This window comes from Dichelobacter nodosus (assembly GCF_001263335.1).
GTDB classification, from domain to species: Bacteria; Pseudomonadota; Gammaproteobacteria; order Cardiobacteriales; family Cardiobacteriaceae; genus Dichelobacter; species Dichelobacter nodosus.
The window spans coordinates 63,461-79,453 of sequence record NZ_LGVW01000012.1; the positions used below are offsets into that span (position 1 = coordinate 63,461).

Below are 15,993 nucleotides of genomic sequence, written 5' to 3' on the forward strand. Positions count from 1 at the left end.
GTAAATAGGCAAGTGTAAGGCATTATGCTTGCCTATCTAGTTTAAGGAGAATACTCAAAATGAGCAGCAGCACAAATAAAATGAGTGTGTTACAGTTAACGATCTTAACTGCCGTTAACATGATGGGTTCTGGAATTATTATGCTTCCTACAAAATTGGCAGAAGTCGGATCGCTTTCAATTGTATCTTGGTTAATCACTGCCCTTGGTTCTATGGCACTGGCTTATGCTTTTGCTAAATGTGGTATGTATAGCCGAAAAGGTGGTGGTATGGGCGGTTTTGCCGAATATTCATTCGGTAAAGCGGGCAACTTTATGGCGAACTATACCTATGGCGTTTCTTTATTGATTGCTAATATCGCTATTGCTATTTCAGCAGTCGGCTATGGCGCTGCTTTCTTAAATGCACAATTAACGCCAGTTAGCACTGCCCTTTTCACAATTGCTGTTTTATGGATTGCAACGGTATTGAATTTTGGTGGAGCAAAATTAACAGGTCGTATATCTAGCTTTACCGTATGGGGTGTTATTGCGCCTGTAATTGTTATTTCTACTGCCGGTTGGTATTTCTTCTCTGGTGATTTGTACACTCAAAACTGGAATATTCATAATTTGCCTTTTGGTGAAGCTGCAACCAGTTCTATTGCCATGACTTTGTGGGCATTTTTAGGTCTTGAATCAGCTTGTGCCAATGCGGACGCTGTTGAAAATCCTGAAAAAAATGTACCGATAGCGGTACTTGGTGGAACATTAGGTGTTGCTGCCATTTATATCGTATCAACTAATATCATGTTTGGTATTGTTCCTGCAGCTAATTTGGCAGAGAGCTCTGCGCCCTTTGGTATGGTCTTTTCCTCAATGTTTAACCCTTCTATCGGTAAACTTGTGATGGGATTGATGGTGTTATCATGCTTTGGTTCTCTTTTGGGTTGGCAATTTACTATCGCTAACGTTTTCAAAGGATCCTCCGACGAAGGTTATTTCCCAGCTATATTTAGTAAAGTTACTGCAAAAAATGCCCCAGTAGTTGGAATGATTGTAATTACTGCTACTCAATCATTGATGAGTTTGATGACAATTAGTCCAACCTTGAGTAAGCAATTTGAAGCTTTGGTTAATTTGGCAGTAGTTACAAATATTATTCCTTATTTGTTATCAATGGGCGCCGCAATCGTTATTTTGAAAGCTGCACAACGTGGTGGTAAAGAATTAACTATTACAACGATATTAGCTACTGTTGGTTCAATTTACAGCTTGTATGCCTTATATGCTTCTGGTTTCGAAGCAATGACCTATGGTTCTATTGTGACTTTTGCCGGTTGGACTTTATACGGATTTATTTCCGATAAATTTGACTTAGCAAGCAATAAAAAACCATAAATGACAGTAAATCGTATTTGGTTTCTTTTGTAGCAGTTACTTTGCTATATAAAAAGGCTCTATCCTATGATAGAGCCTTTTTTAGGGGAAATACTTTTAAAACCGAAAAACCGCATTTTTACGGTATTTTTAATGTCTGTCGGTCGGGTAAAGAAATACTCTGAAACGAGTTTGAAAATGCTTGAGATAATTTAAATGCATGAAGCATTTAAAAGATACAAAAAAATGGCCCGCCCGAAGGGATTTGAACCCCTGACCTCAGCCTCCGGAGGGCTGCGCTCTATCCATCTGAGCTACGGGCGGAAAGAAGCAAATTATACGCGATAAGAAGAAAAACTACAATTCTTATTGTCTTAAAATGAAATATGCACACGGATAAAAAATCATAAAACCACAACGATGAAATATCCATTGGGCGATAGGCTAACCTATAATGTCCGCTTCTTTTATCATAAAAATCAGATTATGAGCGTAGATATCAACATTTTAGCAATCGAATCCTCATGCGATGAAAGCGGCGTAGCGATTTATAATCCCGCGCGCGGCGTACTCGCCAATCAAGTATTTAGTCAGATTGATTTACACCGCGTCTTTGGCGGCGTCGTTCCAGAATTAGCTGCCCGCGATCATTTAAAACGTTTTCCCGTATTAATGAACCAAGCGTTAACGCAAGCAAAACTAAATCTATCCGCCATCGACGTCATCGCCTACACATCTGGCCCGGGTTTGCTCGGCGCTTTAATGACGGGCGCCACTTTTGCGCACAGCCTCGCCTTTGCCATTCGGCGTCCCGTGCTCAAAATTCACCACATGGAAGGACATCTACTTTCTCCATTTCTGGCGCCATTAAAACCTGAATTCCCTTTTATTGCCTTACTCGTCTCAGGCGGGCATACGCAATTGTTATCAGTAAAAGCCGTTGGAGATTATGAAATTTTGGGACAAACTTTAGACGATGCCGTTGGTGAAGCCTTTGATAAAATGGCAAAAATAATGGGACTTCCTTATCCTGGCGGTCCCGAATTAGCAGCGCTTGCAAAAAATGGTGATGAACAACGTTTTGTGATGCCGCGCCCCATGATTAACCGTCCCGATTTAGATTTTAGCTTTTCGGGACTCAAAACCCACGTCCGCTTATTAATTGCCGAACAAAATAACGATCCTCAAACGCGCGCCGATATTGCAGCCAGTTTTCAAAAAACCGTGGTAGAAACATTGCTCATCAAATGCCGTCGTGCGTGGAAAAAAACGGGTTACCGTGATTTAGTCGTCTCCGGCGGCGTATCCGCCAATCAAGCGTTGCGCGCCGCGTTACAAAAAAACGCCGATGAACACAAAAAACGCGTCTTTTTTCCGCCATTAACGCTTTGTGGTGATAACGCTTTGATGATCGCGCATGCCGCATCATTTCGTTTACAAGAGGCGCGGATAGATGATGACGTGATTGATGTGACCGCGCGCTGGGAACTGTCGCGTTTATCAACGCCGTTATAAGCGCCGAACTTCTAAAACGCCTTTTACTTGGCTTAATCGATCCATAATCCGCGACAATTGCGCCATATCCGCGATTTCAAGAGTAAATTTTCCTTCGAGTTGCTCGCGCACATTGTGTTCCATCGCAACGTGCAAAATGCCGATGTGATCATTGGAAAAAACCTGACTCATATCGCGCAAAATATGGGGACGATCATCGGCGATAATGCCGAGATTGATCGAGAAAACGCCTTGATTTTCGCTGGTCCAATGAACAGCAATCATGCGATCGGGGTGTTGTCTGCCTAAATGGCGCACATTAGCGCAATCGCTGCGGTGAATATTAATGCCGTGACCGCGGGTAATAAATCCCGTAACCGCGCACGGCGGAATCGGTTTGCAGCATGTAGCAAAATTGATCAAAACATCGCTGATGCCTTCCACTTCAATTTGCTGACTTTTCGGTCGGTTAACGGTTTTGATGGGAATTTTTGCCAAACGCTCGTTAAGCGTTAATTTTTCGGGTTGTTGTCCGTGTTGCGCTAAAAACTCGTGCACCACCGCCAAAACGCCAATATCACCAAAACCAATGCCGGAAAGTAAATCATCTTCACCGTGCAAACCAAACGCGGCGGCAAGTTGCGCCAAATCGTTTTCATTGTGCTGGAGATTAAGACGTTTGAGTTCGCGCGTGAGCATTTCGCGTCCCAATTCAATGGCTTTTTCTCCGTGAAGTTTTTTGAAATAACTGCGCACTTTTGCTTTTGCCCGCGCACTTTGCAAATAACCTAAATGTTCGGAAATCCAATCAAGGCTGGGTTTGGCTTCTTTTTGCGTGAGAATTTCAACGGTATCGCCATTTTTTAATGCCGTGGTTAACGGAACAATGGCGCCGTTGATTTTAGCGCCGCGGCAACGGTGCCCAAGCTGCGTGTGAATGTGATACGCAAAATCAAGCGGCGTCGCGCCTTCGGGCAAATCAATCACCATTCCTTCGGGAGAAACGGCATAAACGCGGTCACGAAATGCTTCATTACGAAACTGATCTAAAACCACATCGCCGCGACCAATATCGCCGGTACCGCTTAATAAACGGCGTAACCATTCAATTTGCTCCTCAAATTGTCGGGAATGTCGCGCGCCTTTTTCTTTATATTTCCAATGCGCGGCAACGCCCAATTCGGCGTGCTCATGCATTGCCGTGGTGCGGATTTGTACTTCAATAATGCGGTTTTCAGGGCCAATCAGCGTGCAATGCAAAGATTGATAACCGTTAGCTTTGGGATTGGCAATATAATCATCAAATTCTTCTGGCTTTGGTTGCCACAGCGTATTTACCACGCTTAAAGCTTCATAACATTGCCGCTCGGTTTCTACTTCAATACGAACCGCGCGGATATCATTCACTTGTTCAAAACGGAGATTTTTCCGTTTCATTTTCAAATAAATACTGTTGATATGCTTAATGCGTCCGTAAATATGCCTGATGCGGACACCCGCATTTTTCAAAGCGTATTCCAAATAAGCAATCACGCGATGAATATAACGTTCGCGGTCAACGCGGCGCTCTTCCAAAGCGGCAACAATTTCTTGATAAATATCGGGCTCGAGAATGCGCAGCGCATTATCTTCCAATTCGGATTTTAATTGCGCAATACCTAAACGATTGGCAAGCGGCGCAAATAAATCACGGGTTTGCAACGCAAGAATTTGTTGTTCTTGCGGCGGGTATTGATGCACCAAACGCATAATGACGACTTGCAGCGCCAATTTTAAAATCACCGCGCGCATATCGCTTGCCATTGCCAGCAGCATTTTGCGCAATTGTTCAATATCGCTGTTGTCGCGTTCGTGCAGGCGGTCAATTAAACTTAAACTGTCCAATCCTTGAAGCAGCGCCACCACATCATTGCCGCAATGTTGCGCAACAATATTTTTATCCAGTTCTTTTTCTTGCCACGCCCAAACGAGTAATCCCGCCGAAACGAGCGTCGCATCACTTTTAATATCCACCAACAAGCGGCACAAAATTTCATTTCGTGCCTCAATGCCGGTTGATGTTGTGGTTGCTAAATCATAAGCGCGTTCAATAAGCCCGCGCATTTGGGTATCAGGATAAATGTCCTGACCGGGTAACCAATGTGCGCGGGAAGTGGTCATGATGTTAAACCAGCGCTCACGCGTTCGATAATTTCGCGAGCATCAACGCTGATATCCTCCATTTCTAATAAAGAACTGAGTTCTTTGTGCGCTAATGCTTTTCGTTTTGCATCTAATTTGGTCACAATTTCTAAACCGCGAATCATGCGCGCGGAAAGCTGCGGATTATCGCGAATAATGCGGCGGATTTGTTCGATCACAAAATGGTAACCAGAACCATCAGCGCGGTGGAACAATTTGGGATTAGATTGCATAAATGTGAAGACAAGGGCGCGGAAACGATTGGGATTGCGTATTTGGAATGCGGGCAATCGCGTTAACGCTTCAATGCGTTCTAAAGCGCCGGCAATATTATCTTTGCTTTGCAACATAAACCATTTATCGATAACAAGCGGTTGATCGGCAAAACGTTGATAAAAGTCTTGCAATGCTTCTTCGCGATAACGATCGGCATGCGCATTTAATGCTTCGAGCGCATTCATGCGATCCGTCATGCAATCGGCATTTTTATACAATTCCAAAAATAATTTGCGGTTACTTTCATCGTCAAAAGTAGACATGATTTTCATCGCCAAACCATATAACGCGCGAATTCCGGCATCTTTAACGCTATATTTGGCTTGCGTTTCTGGTTTTCCGGCTTTTAAGAAATCAGACCAATTTCGGCGCATTTTTAAAGCAATGGTGCGAACGACACGATCGTAAGCGCTTAAAACGTTATCCATATTAATTGGCGCGGGCAAAGTCGGCAAGAATGAAGAAAGCGGCGGAACGGCGAGCAATAACGCTTTTTCGCTGTCGCTGATTTTTTTGTTTTTAAGTAAAAACGCCATCAAATTGCTGACTTTTTCTGATAGATCTTTCAATGCGCGCGAATCTTTTAACGATAATTGGAACATACGATGCAATAAAGTTTGCACGGCTTCATAACGCGCAAAACCATCTGGAGCAAATTGCGCCAAAGCAATCAATTCATCATCGCCATAATCATATTCGTAATAAATCGGCGCCGAAAAACCTTGCATTAATACCGGAATTAAATCGGCATCGGCATGCGTAAACGTCCAACTACCGCGTTCTTTATCCAACAATAATAATTGGCTTTCGCTGCCGTCTTCAAAGCGATACAAACGACCGTTTGGAGAAATTAACGAAAAACGAATCGGAATTACTAAAGGACGTTTGGGATTGACGGCAGAAATATTTTGATGCGCGGACAAAGTAAAACTGCCTTCAGTTTTGTTATAACTGGCGGTGAATTTTACTTTCGGCGTGCCTGATGTGGTGTACCAATCAAAGAATTGTTTGGTAAATGGATAATCAGAAGCATCTTCCATACATTGCGCAAAATCTTGAATGCAAACGGCTTGCCCGTCGTGGCGTTCAATATATAAAGCCATACCTTTTTGGAATTTTTCTTCGCCGATAATCGTATGATACATACGGATTAATTCCGCGCCTTTTTCGTAGACGGTGCGCGTATAAAAGTTATCAATAGCGGCGTATTCTTGCGGTTGAACGGGGTGACTCATCGGGCCGCCATCTTCAGCGAATTGTTCGCGGCGCAATAATTCCACATCTTCAATGCGTTTGATGGTGCGCTCGTTTAAATCCGAAGAAAATTCTTGATCGCGGAATACGGTTAAACCTTCTTTCAGCGTTAATTGGAACCAATCGCGGCAGGTGATGCGGTTGCCCGTCCAATTATGGAAATATTCGTGACCAATGACGCGTTGAATCGCGCGAAAATCGCTATCGGCGGCGGTTTCAGTATTCGCCAATACGAATTTGGTATTAAAAATATTGAGCGATTTATTTTCCATCGCGCCCATATTGAAATCGCTGATGGCAACTAAATTAAAGCGATCGAGATCGTAGGAAAGATTAAAGCGTGTTTCGTCCCAATTAAAAGCATCGATTAAAGATTGCAGCGCGTAATCGGTTTGATCGATAAATGCCGCTTCCGTGTAAATCCGCAATTCTACTTCTTTGCCTTTTGTGGTAGTAAAACGTTTGGCGTTTACTGCCAAATCGCCGGCGACCAATGCAAATAAATAACTGGGTTTGGGGTGCGGATCAAACCACGTTGCATAATGGCGCCCTTCATTAAGATCGCCTGATGCTTCTAAATTGCCGTTAGACAATAAAACGGGATTTGCTGTTTTATCGGCTTCGATGGAGACGCGATAAGTCGCTAACGCATCGGGGCGGTCGTAACCAAAAGAAATGCGGCGAAAACCTTCGGCTTCGCATTGCGTGCAATAAATGCCGTTGGAACGATAAAGTCCGGATAATTGAAGATTATTGTCGGGATCGAGACGCACGGTTGTGGTCAACGTAAACTTATCGGGCACATCAAAAAGCGTCAACAAATCATTTTTATAACGATATTTGCCGGCGGGCAGCATTTTTCCATCGATGGCAATATCGAGCAATTGCAAATCTTCACCATTGAGCACAACATTTTTTTCTTGCTCAATATCAAACCCGCGCTCGTCTTTTTTGGGTTGAGAGCGCGCGAATTCCTGATTGTGCGTGACGATCACGGCGTCGGTTTGCAAATCAAACTTCATGTCGTGATGTTTTACGGTAAAAGCCAACGGTCGGTAATCATTCAAGCGTGTAATCGTTAAAGTACTCATCGTGTTTATCCTAACTCTGTTGTTTTATTGCAAATATTGGTTAATCGTTATCCGTTTGCGCTGCTACCACGGCAATTGCTGCCATCGTAAATATTTGTCGCGCGGTGACTTCTTGATTCATTAATTGCGCAGGACGTTGTAATCCCAATAACATTGAACCCACTGCGGAACCGTTTGACCAAACTTTCATCACATGATAGGCAATATTAGCAGCATCAACATTAGGCATAATCAATAAATTAGCGGACGTATTTAAACCTTTTTCCGCGCCAGCGTGATGACGGATTTCTGCTGACAGCGCCACATCGGCTTGCATTTCTCCAGCTATTTCTAAATTCGGCTGCATTTTTTGGATTGCAGCGAGCGCTTCTTGCATCACGCGGTGGCTTTCCAAATCAGGACATTCACCAAAATGAGAGCGCGAAAGTAACGCCGCGCGCGGGGTAATGCCTAATTGGCGCAACATTTTTTCTGCTAACAGCGTGATATGCGTGATTTCTTGCGCGTTGGGTTGATGATGAATGTGCGTATCGGCGATAAAAACGCTTTCTTTAGGCAAAAGCAACATATCCAACGCCGCGGAAGTTTTCATGCCATCTTTTAGCGCCAAAATTAAATCGAGTTGTTGGCGATGATGATCATAATGACCATTTGTGCCGCAGATTAACGTGTCGGCGTGTCCTAAATGAACGAGCAGCGCCGCCAAAACGGTAGCTTGCATTTCCGGTTGATTTTGTATTGCTTCTGGATCAATTCCGGCGTTTGCGCAAAGCGTTTGATAAGTTTGCCGACAATTTTTGTAATGCAAATCGGGCTCAATGATTTGAATATCGCGATCGCTATCAAGCGGCAAATGATATTCCTGCAAACGAGCAACAATCGCCGCACGCCATCCAATTAAAATCGGCGTACAAATTTTTTCTTGCACACAATTTAATACTGCGCGCAAAGTTCGAAGATCTTCCCCTTCAGCAAAAACCACTTTTAACGGCTGTGCTTTAGCGCGCTCTAAAATCGGTTTCATTACCCGATAATGCGGATTAAACAGCGCTTTGAGTTGATCAATATAAGCATTCATATCCGCGATGGGACGCCGCGCAACGCCGCTTTTCATCGCTGCTTGAGCAACGGCAACGGGAACGGTGGTAATCAGGCGCGCATCAAAAGGTTTGGGAATAATATATTCTTCTCCAAAAATCAGGCGTTGACCGTCGTAAGCGCTGATGACTTCTTCATCGGCGGGCAATTGCGCCAGCGTTGCTAATGCTTCAACGGCGGCTCTTTTCATGGCTTCGTTGATGGTGGTCGCGCCTACGTCTAACGCACCGCGGAATAAATACGGAAAACACAAAACGTTATTGACTTGATTGGGATAATCAGAGCGTCCCGTTGCGATAATGGCATCATCGCGCACGGCTTTAATTTCTTCCGGCATGATTTCAGGCGTCGGATTCGCCAGCGCCAAAATCAACGGTTTTTCTGCCATCGATTTTACCATTTCAGGAGAAACCAATCCCGCTTTGGAAACGCCTAAAAAAATGTCCGCGCCAACCATAGCATCAGCTAAAGTGCGCGCGCTGGTTTGGGCGGCATATTGCGCTTTGCGTTCATCGAGACCATCGCGTCCGGCATAAATAACGCCTTTGGAATCGCAGACGATAATGTGCTCTGCTTTAATGCCCACGGCAATAAACATGTCCACGCAAGAAAGTCCTGCCGCGCCGGCGCCGGAAACCACAACTTTAACGTCTGCACAATTTTTATTTTGAATTTTTAAAGCATTGAGCACGGCAGCCGCGGCAATAATCGCCGTTCCGTGTTGATCGTCATGAAAAACGGGGATATTCATGCGCGCTTGCAGTTTTTTCTCGATGGCAAAGCATTCCGGTGCTTTAATATCCTCTAAATTGATGCCGCCAAAAGTCGGTTCCATGCTGGCGACAATGTCAACAAATTTATCAATATCCGTTTCATTGATTTCAATATCAAAAACGTTGATTCCGGCAAATTTTTTAAAGAGTACGCCTTTGCCTTCCATAACGGGTTTACCGGCAAGCGCGCCGATATTGCCCAGTCCTAAAACGGCGGTGCCATTGGAAATGACGGCAACTAAATTGGCGCGGGCGGTTAAAAAATCGGCTTGAAGCGCATCGTTTTGAATTTCTTCGCAGGCAAAGGCAACGCCCGGCGAATAAGCTAAAGACAAGTCATGCTGATTGGTGAGTGATTTGGTGGGAGTGACGGAAATTTTTCCAGCGGTTGGATAACGATGAAAATGAAGTGCCTCTTCTTTTAGCGAATGATTCATACCTGACTGTCCCTATTAAGAAAAGACATAGTCTAGCAGAACGATAAAAATGATAAAATTGCCCCATTTTTAGGGAGCGGTGAGATGTCTCTTTTTATCGGTATCGAACAGACGAAATTATGCCGCGCGGATAAGCGGCGTTTGCAGTCGCCTTTATGTTCTGGCGTGGTTTTATTCAGTCGCAATTATCAAAATCCCGAGCAATTACGCGCTTTAATCCAAGAAATTCGACAATTGCGCCCGCAAATTCTTATCGGCGTGGATCATGAAGGCGGACGCGTGCAGCGTTTTCGAGAAGGTTTTACGCTGTTGCCCGCCGCCGCGCAGATCGGGCGGATTTTTGATCAAGATCCTGTGATCAGTTGGTCTGTAGCACAAGCGTGCGGCGTGATTTTGGCTTATGAATTGCGCGCGCAATCCATTGATTTTTCTTTTGCGCCAGTATTGGATTTATACGATCCAAAATCAACGGTGATTGGCGATCGAGCGTTTCATGAAAATCCGGCAATCGTTTCCGTTTTATCTTGCAGCATGCGGCGCGGCATGAAAACAGTTGGCATGGCAGCGGTTGGCAAACATTTTCCAGGGCACGGGCGCGTCAGTGGAGATTCTCATCACGAGCTACCAATCGATACGCGCAGCGATGCAGAGCGCCGCGCGGATCTAGTTCCATTTATTTTTAATGTACAGCAGGATATTGAAGCTTTGATGATGGCGCATATTTTAATGCCGGACGATACGCTGCCCGCGAGTTTTTCCGCAAAAATAATTCAAGAATTACGCGATTGGGGATTTAAAGGCGCGGTGGTGAGTGATGATTTGGATATGGCAGCTGCGAAACAATTTGCAACGCCGACGCAATGCGTGCAAGCCGTACTTGATGCTGGCGCTGACGCAGCAATGATTTGTAATCATTTTGCTGATATGGATCGCGTGATTGATGAAGGCGTCACGGTTCGCGATAGTGCGGCATCACAAAAACGTTTGGCGCTTTTGCGCGGCGCAGAATATGATGATTTTGTTGCTGAGCAAGCGTATCAAAAGGCGCAAGCGACATTAACAAAGTACCGCTCTTGGTTTGTGGCATAATAATCGCCCGTCATCACAATTACGTTCTTTTATGGCTGAAAAACTCGTTATCATCATCTTAAATAGTTCGCCGGATCAAAGCAGTGAATTAGTTGAACCGATTTATCACGCAACGATTGCCGCTTCTATGGAATATCAAGTGGAAGTGATTTTTGCTGGTCGCGCGGGCGAGTTAGCCATTCGCGGCATCGCCAATAAAATCCATTCTCAACGAAAAGCCGATGAAACCATCTACGATCTCATTAAAGAAGCTTATCAAAGCGGCGTGGTTTTTAAAGCCAGTAAATTTGTGGTGCAAAAATGGGGTGATAACGTCATCGCAGAAGTCAGCGAAGTAGTCAGCGGTGGCTATATTATTGGCGAAATCATGAATCATAATGTAACGACTTTAACCTATTAATCATGAACACATTAACGCAACAAGATTTAGAACGCGTTCTCAAGCATTCGCAATGTTTGATTACGGCAGAAGAAATTAATGCCGCTTACGATAAATTAGCCGCGCAGCTCAACGCGCATTATTCGGGGCTTAATCCTTTGATTATCGTCGTGATGAACGGCGGACTCATTCCCGCGGGGCAATTGTTAACGCGGTTAACTTTTTTTCATCGCATGGATTATGTCCACGCCAGCCGCTATCAAAATAATCAAGGCGGGATCATTGAATGGAAAGCGCGCCCGAAGCAATCGCTTGAAAATGAACACGTTTTATTGATTGATGATATTTTTGATGAAGGTATTACGTTAAAAGCCATTGCTGATGAATTGCGGCGCCAGCATTTAAAAAGCCTGCGTTGTTGCGTATTAATCGATAAAAAACACGATCGAAAAGTGAAAGATTTTGCCGTCGATTTTATCGGCACGCAGGTTGCCGATCGTTATATTTACGGCTGCGGTATGGATTATCACGGTTATTTGCGTCATTTAACAGGCATTTATGCTTTATCTGAAGATGATGAAATTTAAATTATGCTTTTTAATAACGCTGGCAGGTTGCGTGCAAAGCGACAGCATCAGTCATTTTCAAACGCGTTCTACATTGCGTTATTTAGGTGACGGTTTTCAAAGCGAACAAAGCGGTTATCAATATCAAACGGGCGCCGCGCCGTTGGGTTTTCAAGCGGTGGTGCGCGGCGACAATATGGCGCTGGAAATTGAACAACCCGCCTTTATTGAACGCGGACAATATCGCCCTGATATGTGTTTGGAACCGTTTTTTTATCGCGGGCGGCAATATTATCGGCAAGTTTCTTGCCATCATTACGAGCCGCGAAGTGGTATTCGTATTACCCGTTAACAACGATTTATCGCGCAAATTGTTTGCCGTCTTTTTGATACCGCTCATATTTTTTTTAATATTACGCCACGAAAATAACGCACCTTTGTGGTAGTAAGCAAGATTATGAGTGTGTTATATTTCCCCGCTTAACTTTTCAGCCTCTCAAGACCATCTTTTATGATGTAACGCAAGGAAAAAAAATGAATTTATTGTCAAAAATGGTGATCAGTCCGGCATTATTGATCGCGTTTCATGCATTTTCAGCGGATATGACGATTAAACCGCCCGTTAGCGATAAACATAACGTCGTCGTTCCCGATCAACAAGTAAAATTGCCTACGGCTGCTCCTTTATCCGATGCCGAATTGGAAAAATTGCCTGCCGCTTATTGGCGGGAAAATCCGAGCGCATTGGAAAGCGTTTTGTCGAAATACGTGGTTATGGGAGATGCCGAAGGTTTAAAGAAATATTTGCCGTATTACCGCGATGTGCCCAATCGCGATCCTTCTTTGATTGAATGGGGCGATGCCATTATTGCCGCGCGCGCCGGCGATTTTAAAACTGCTATTCGTTTATACCGCAAAATCAATTCATTATTGCCAAACGTCACGCTGGTGCGTTTTCAATTAGCAATGGCGTTATATGCCGATAAACAATACGTTGCCGCCGAACACGAATTGGAAAAATTGCGCGCCGAACAATTGCCCGAGCAATACGCGCAAGCTGTTGATCATGTTTTAAAAATGATTCACCGGCAGGAACAATGGGATTTTTATGCATCAGCGACTTATTCTTATGATAAAAACGTCAACGAAGCGCCGCCGGTCGGCACAAAAATGGTTTTTCCTAACGGCAGCTCCATTACCAGTCAACAAGAACCGCGCAGCGCCAACGGCGTTGAATTTGATTTTTCTGCCGATAAACGCTGGAATTTGCGCGGTAATTATTTTGCGGCATTGCATTTGAGCACTTTTGGCAAATTGTATTGGGACGAAAAAACCTCTAACGATTTAAGCAGCCGCATCGGAATCGGCGGCGGTTATAGCAACGCGGTAACCGAAATTGAATTATCGCCGTTTTTCTCGCATCGTTGGTACGTCAACCGCAACGATAACAACAGCAATTTTGATCACTACAATACGGGTTACGGCTTGCGTTTGAGCGGCTCGCAATGGTTATCAACAAAATTTAAATATCAAGGCGCGTTGGAATGGACTCAAAATCGTTACCGCAGCGATTATCGTCATTTAAACGGCAATGATTATTTGATGTCGCACACGTTAATGTATTTGCCCGCTGCGCGCTATTATTGGTTCGGCGGCATCGATTACAGCATTCGCGATGTCGAATCAAAAACCAACTCTTATGACCGCTGGGGCGCACGTTTGGGCTGGGGACAAGAATGGGGCAAAGGTTTTGCAACGCGCACCACAATCGGCTACGGCAGAAAAACCTTTGATGACGTGGATTTCTTTAATATCAAACAAAAAAATAACGAATACAGCGCCTCTGTTAGCCTGTGGAATCGTAATTTTTATTTCGGCGGTATCACGCCGCGCTTGACGTGGTCTTATCGCAAAGTTGACGGCAATCACCCGTTTTATAATTACGATAAACAAAACGTGGTTGTGGAATTTTCTAAAACGTTTTAAACGCGTGGATTATTTCGGTGCTAAAAGAAAAGGCGCGATTTTCGCGCCTTTATTTACAAAAGTGTTTCCAGAGCGGGCAAACGATGCGGTAAAAACATCGCGTCGCCGTAACTAAAAAAGCGGTATTGTTCGGTAATCGCATGTTGATAAATACGGCGAATATTGTTTACGCCGGCAAATGCGCTGACCAACATCAAAAGCGTTGATTCCGGCAAATGGAAATTCGTAAATAAGGCATCAACTACTTGAAATTCATAACCCGGCGTAATAAATAAATCGGTATCACCTTGAAAAACGCCCACTTTTCCCGAACCAATCGCCGCGCTTTCTAATGCGCGCAACGCCGTGGTGCCAATAGCGATGACGCGTCCATTTTGCGCGCGGCAGGCGGCAACGGCATCAACGACTTCTTGAGAAAGCGAAAACCATTCTTGATGCATTACGTGTTCATTTAAATTTTCCACGCGCACCGGTTGAAAAGTACCCGCGCCAACATGCAATGTAATTGCCGCTCTTTTAACGCCTTTTGCGGCAATGCGTTCCAACAATTTTTGATCAAAATGCAATCCCGCGGTGGGCGCAGCAACGGCACCGGCAATTTGTGCGTAAACCGTTTGATAACGTTCGCTATCTAACGCTTCAGCATCGCGCGCCAAATAAGGCGGAATAGGCATTTTTCCTTGTTGCGCCATTAATTTTGTCCACGGCATTTCGGAAAAAACGGTATAAATTCCGTCTTTTTTGTCTTCAATCGTCACTTTTTGCGCGCCGATAACAATTTGACTGCCCAAAAGCGGCGCTTTTGAAGCGCGGATATGCGCTTTAACGCGTTGTTCGGAAAGCAGGCGTTCAATAAATACTTCAACTTTGCCGCCGCTGATTTTGTGTCCAAACATGCGCGCGGGAACCACACGTGTATTATTGATCACCAATAAATCTTCTGGTTTCAAAAAGTCAATAAAATCAATCATCTGTTTATTGGAAATGTGTACTTTTTGCGCAGATTCCACCGCCGCAACCAATAAACGACTATCCGAGCGATTTTGCAGCGGATAACGTGCGATTAAATGTTCGGGTAATTCATAAAAAAAATCGGATTTTTTTAAAGTGTGCTGCATCAAAAAACTCCTGATGCTTCTGTCGATAATAAACGTTTGGGATATAAACGCCCGTCGCGCGCTTTGCCGATTCCCAAAAAATGCCCGTCAGCAGATAATTGATATAAACCATTTGTTGCGGTGATGGCAATATCGTTGCCGTGGCAAATAAAACGAATTTTGTCTTCAGGAATAGCAAGCGGCGGAATATTTTTTAAAGCGTATTCAATCGGCAATAACAACGCATCGCGTTCCGAAAGCGATAAAGTTTCCAATGTGGATAAATCATGAGCCTGATTTAAAACAAAATGCCCCGATGCTTCGCGGATTAACGTTTCTGCGTGCGCGGCGCTATTTAAAAATCGCCCCAAATCGCGCGCAAATGCACGGATATAACTGCCTTTAGAGCAACGAATGCGCAGTTGCGCGTAATCTTTATTCACCGCGATGACGCTGCACGATGCAATATGAATAATCCGCGGCGCTATTTCGGGAATAATGCCTTCGCGGGCGAGTTCATAAGCGCGTTTACCATTGATTTTTAAAGCGGAAAAAATCGGCGGCGTCTGTTGATAATCGCCTTGAAAATGCGCGAGCACGGATTGCCAATCCAGATTGAGCAAATCCGGTGGCGGCAATGTGTTTAACGTTTCGCCGTTGCAATCATCGGTAGTGGTTTCGCGACCAAAACGAATGCCTACAAGATATTGTTTGTCGGCGCCGAGCATATATTGGCTAAATTTTGTCGCTTCCCCCAAAAAAAGCGGCAATAACCCTGAAGCAAACGGATCGAGCGTGCCGCCGTGACCGGCTTTTTTCGCTTGAAACAGCGCCCGCGCTTTTTGTAATGCGCTGTTGCTGCTGATGCCGCGGGGTTTGTTTAATAACAAAATGCCGTTGATATCGCGTTTCAA

12 protein-coding genes and 1 tRNA gene are annotated in these 15,993 nt (G+C 44.5%); 7 read left to right on the top strand and 6 right to left on the bottom strand.

Features of this window, described 5'->3' with window-relative positions; all coding sequences use genetic code 11:
• The first annotated feature begins 59 nt into the window (after positions 1 to 59).
• Complete coding sequence (gene potE / locus AKG33_RS02180) at positions 60 to 1,379, top strand: putrescine-ornithine antiporter (RefSeq protein WP_011927775.1); 1,320 nt, start codon at positions 60 to 62, stop codon at positions 1,377 to 1,379.
• Between the two features lie 226 nt (positions 1,380 to 1,605).
• On the opposite strand, the gene AKG33_RS02185 is transcribed toward potE, so the two are convergent.
• Positions 1,606 to 1,682 (bottom strand) — tRNA-Arg (locus AKG33_RS02185).
• A 174-nt stretch (positions 1,683 to 1,856) separates the two neighbouring features.
• Between AKG33_RS02185 and tsaD the strand changes: the two genes are divergently transcribed.
• On the top strand, positions 1,857 to 2,873 hold the full coding sequence (gene tsaD, locus AKG33_RS02190) for a tRNA (adenosine(37)-N6)-threonylcarbamoyltransferase complex transferase subunit TsaD (protein WP_041729660.1): 1,017 nt from the start codon (positions 1,857 to 1,859) through the stop codon (positions 2,871 to 2,873).
• Here the strand turns inward: tsaD and AKG33_RS02195 are convergent.
• Genes AKG33_RS02195 through AKG33_RS02205 form a run of 3 tightly spaced genes read right to left on the bottom strand, consistent with a single transcriptional unit; the run spans position 2,868 to position 9,962 of the window.
• Positions 2,868 to 5,012: a RelA/SpoT family protein gene (locus AKG33_RS02195; RefSeq protein ID WP_011927777.1), complete on the bottom strand. Its 2,145-nt coding sequence runs from the start codon at positions 5,010 to 5,012 to the stop codon at positions 2,868 to 2,870. The genes tsaD and AKG33_RS02195 overlap by 6 nt on opposite strands.
• Complete coding sequence (gene pepN / locus AKG33_RS02200; protein WP_011927778.1) at positions 5,009 to 7,654, bottom strand: aminopeptidase N; 2,646 nt, start codon at positions 7,652 to 7,654, stop codon at positions 5,009 to 5,011. The genes AKG33_RS02195 and pepN overlap by 4 nt, the downstream gene beginning before the upstream one ends.
• A gap of 40 nt (positions 7,655 to 7,694) precedes the next feature.
• Entirely contained in the window at positions 7,695 to 9,962 is a 2,268-nt protein-coding gene (locus AKG33_RS02205; protein ID WP_050707877.1) for an NADP-dependent malic enzyme, read from the bottom strand.
• Positions 9,963 to 10,046: 84 nt separating this feature from the next.
• Here AKG33_RS02205 and nagZ point away from each other — a divergent pair, with 84 nt between their 5' ends.
• The 5 genes from nagZ (at position 10,047) to AKG33_RS02230 (ending at position 13,982) form a co-directional block, all read left to right on the top strand.
• Positions 10,047 to 11,051, top strand: coding sequence for a beta-N-acetylhexosaminidase (gene nagZ, locus AKG33_RS02210; RefSeq protein WP_011927780.1), 1,005 nt, complete (start codon positions 10,047 to 10,049; stop codon positions 11,049 to 11,051).
• 31 nt (positions 11,052 to 11,082) lie between these two features.
• Complete coding sequence (locus tag AKG33_RS02215) at positions 11,083 to 11,451, top strand: 50S ribosomal protein L33 (protein WP_041729664.1); 369 nt, start codon at positions 11,083 to 11,085, stop codon at positions 11,449 to 11,451.
• 2 nt (positions 11,452 to 11,453) lie between these two features.
• The gene (locus AKG33_RS02220; protein ID WP_011927782.1) at positions 11,454 to 12,017 is read left to right on the top strand and encodes a hypoxanthine-guanine phosphoribosyltransferase; all 564 of its coding nucleotides are present in this window, start codon (positions 11,454 to 11,456) and stop codon (positions 12,015 to 12,017) included.
• Entirely contained in the window at positions 12,004 to 12,348 is a 345-nt protein-coding gene (locus AKG33_RS02225; protein ID WP_123962247.1) for a hypothetical protein, read from the top strand. The genes AKG33_RS02220 and AKG33_RS02225 overlap by 14 nt, the downstream gene beginning before the upstream one ends.
• 182 nt (positions 12,349 to 12,530) lie before the next feature.
• Positions 12,531 to 13,982 (top strand): surface lipoprotein assembly modifier, encoded by a 1,452-nt coding sequence (locus tag AKG33_RS02230; RefSeq protein WP_050707878.1) that lies wholly within the window; start codon positions 12,531 to 12,533, stop codon positions 13,980 to 13,982.
• A 53-nt stretch (positions 13,983 to 14,035) separates the two neighbouring features.
• Here the strand turns inward: AKG33_RS02230 and queA are convergent, their stop codons facing one another.
• A complete protein-coding gene (queA, locus tag AKG33_RS02235) occupies positions 14,036 to 15,100 on the bottom strand; it encodes a tRNA preQ1(34) S-adenosylmethionine ribosyltransferase-isomerase QueA (RefSeq protein ID WP_011927785.1) in 1,065 nt (354 codons plus the stop codon).
• Positions 15,100 to 15,993 carry a tRNA pseudouridine(55) synthase TruB gene (gene truB / locus AKG33_RS02240; RefSeq protein ID WP_050707879.1) on the bottom strand — a complete coding sequence of 298 codons (894 nt, stop codon included), beginning with the start codon at positions 15,991 to 15,993 and terminating at the stop codon, positions 15,100 to 15,102. Before truB ends, queA begins: the two co-directional genes overlap by 1 nt.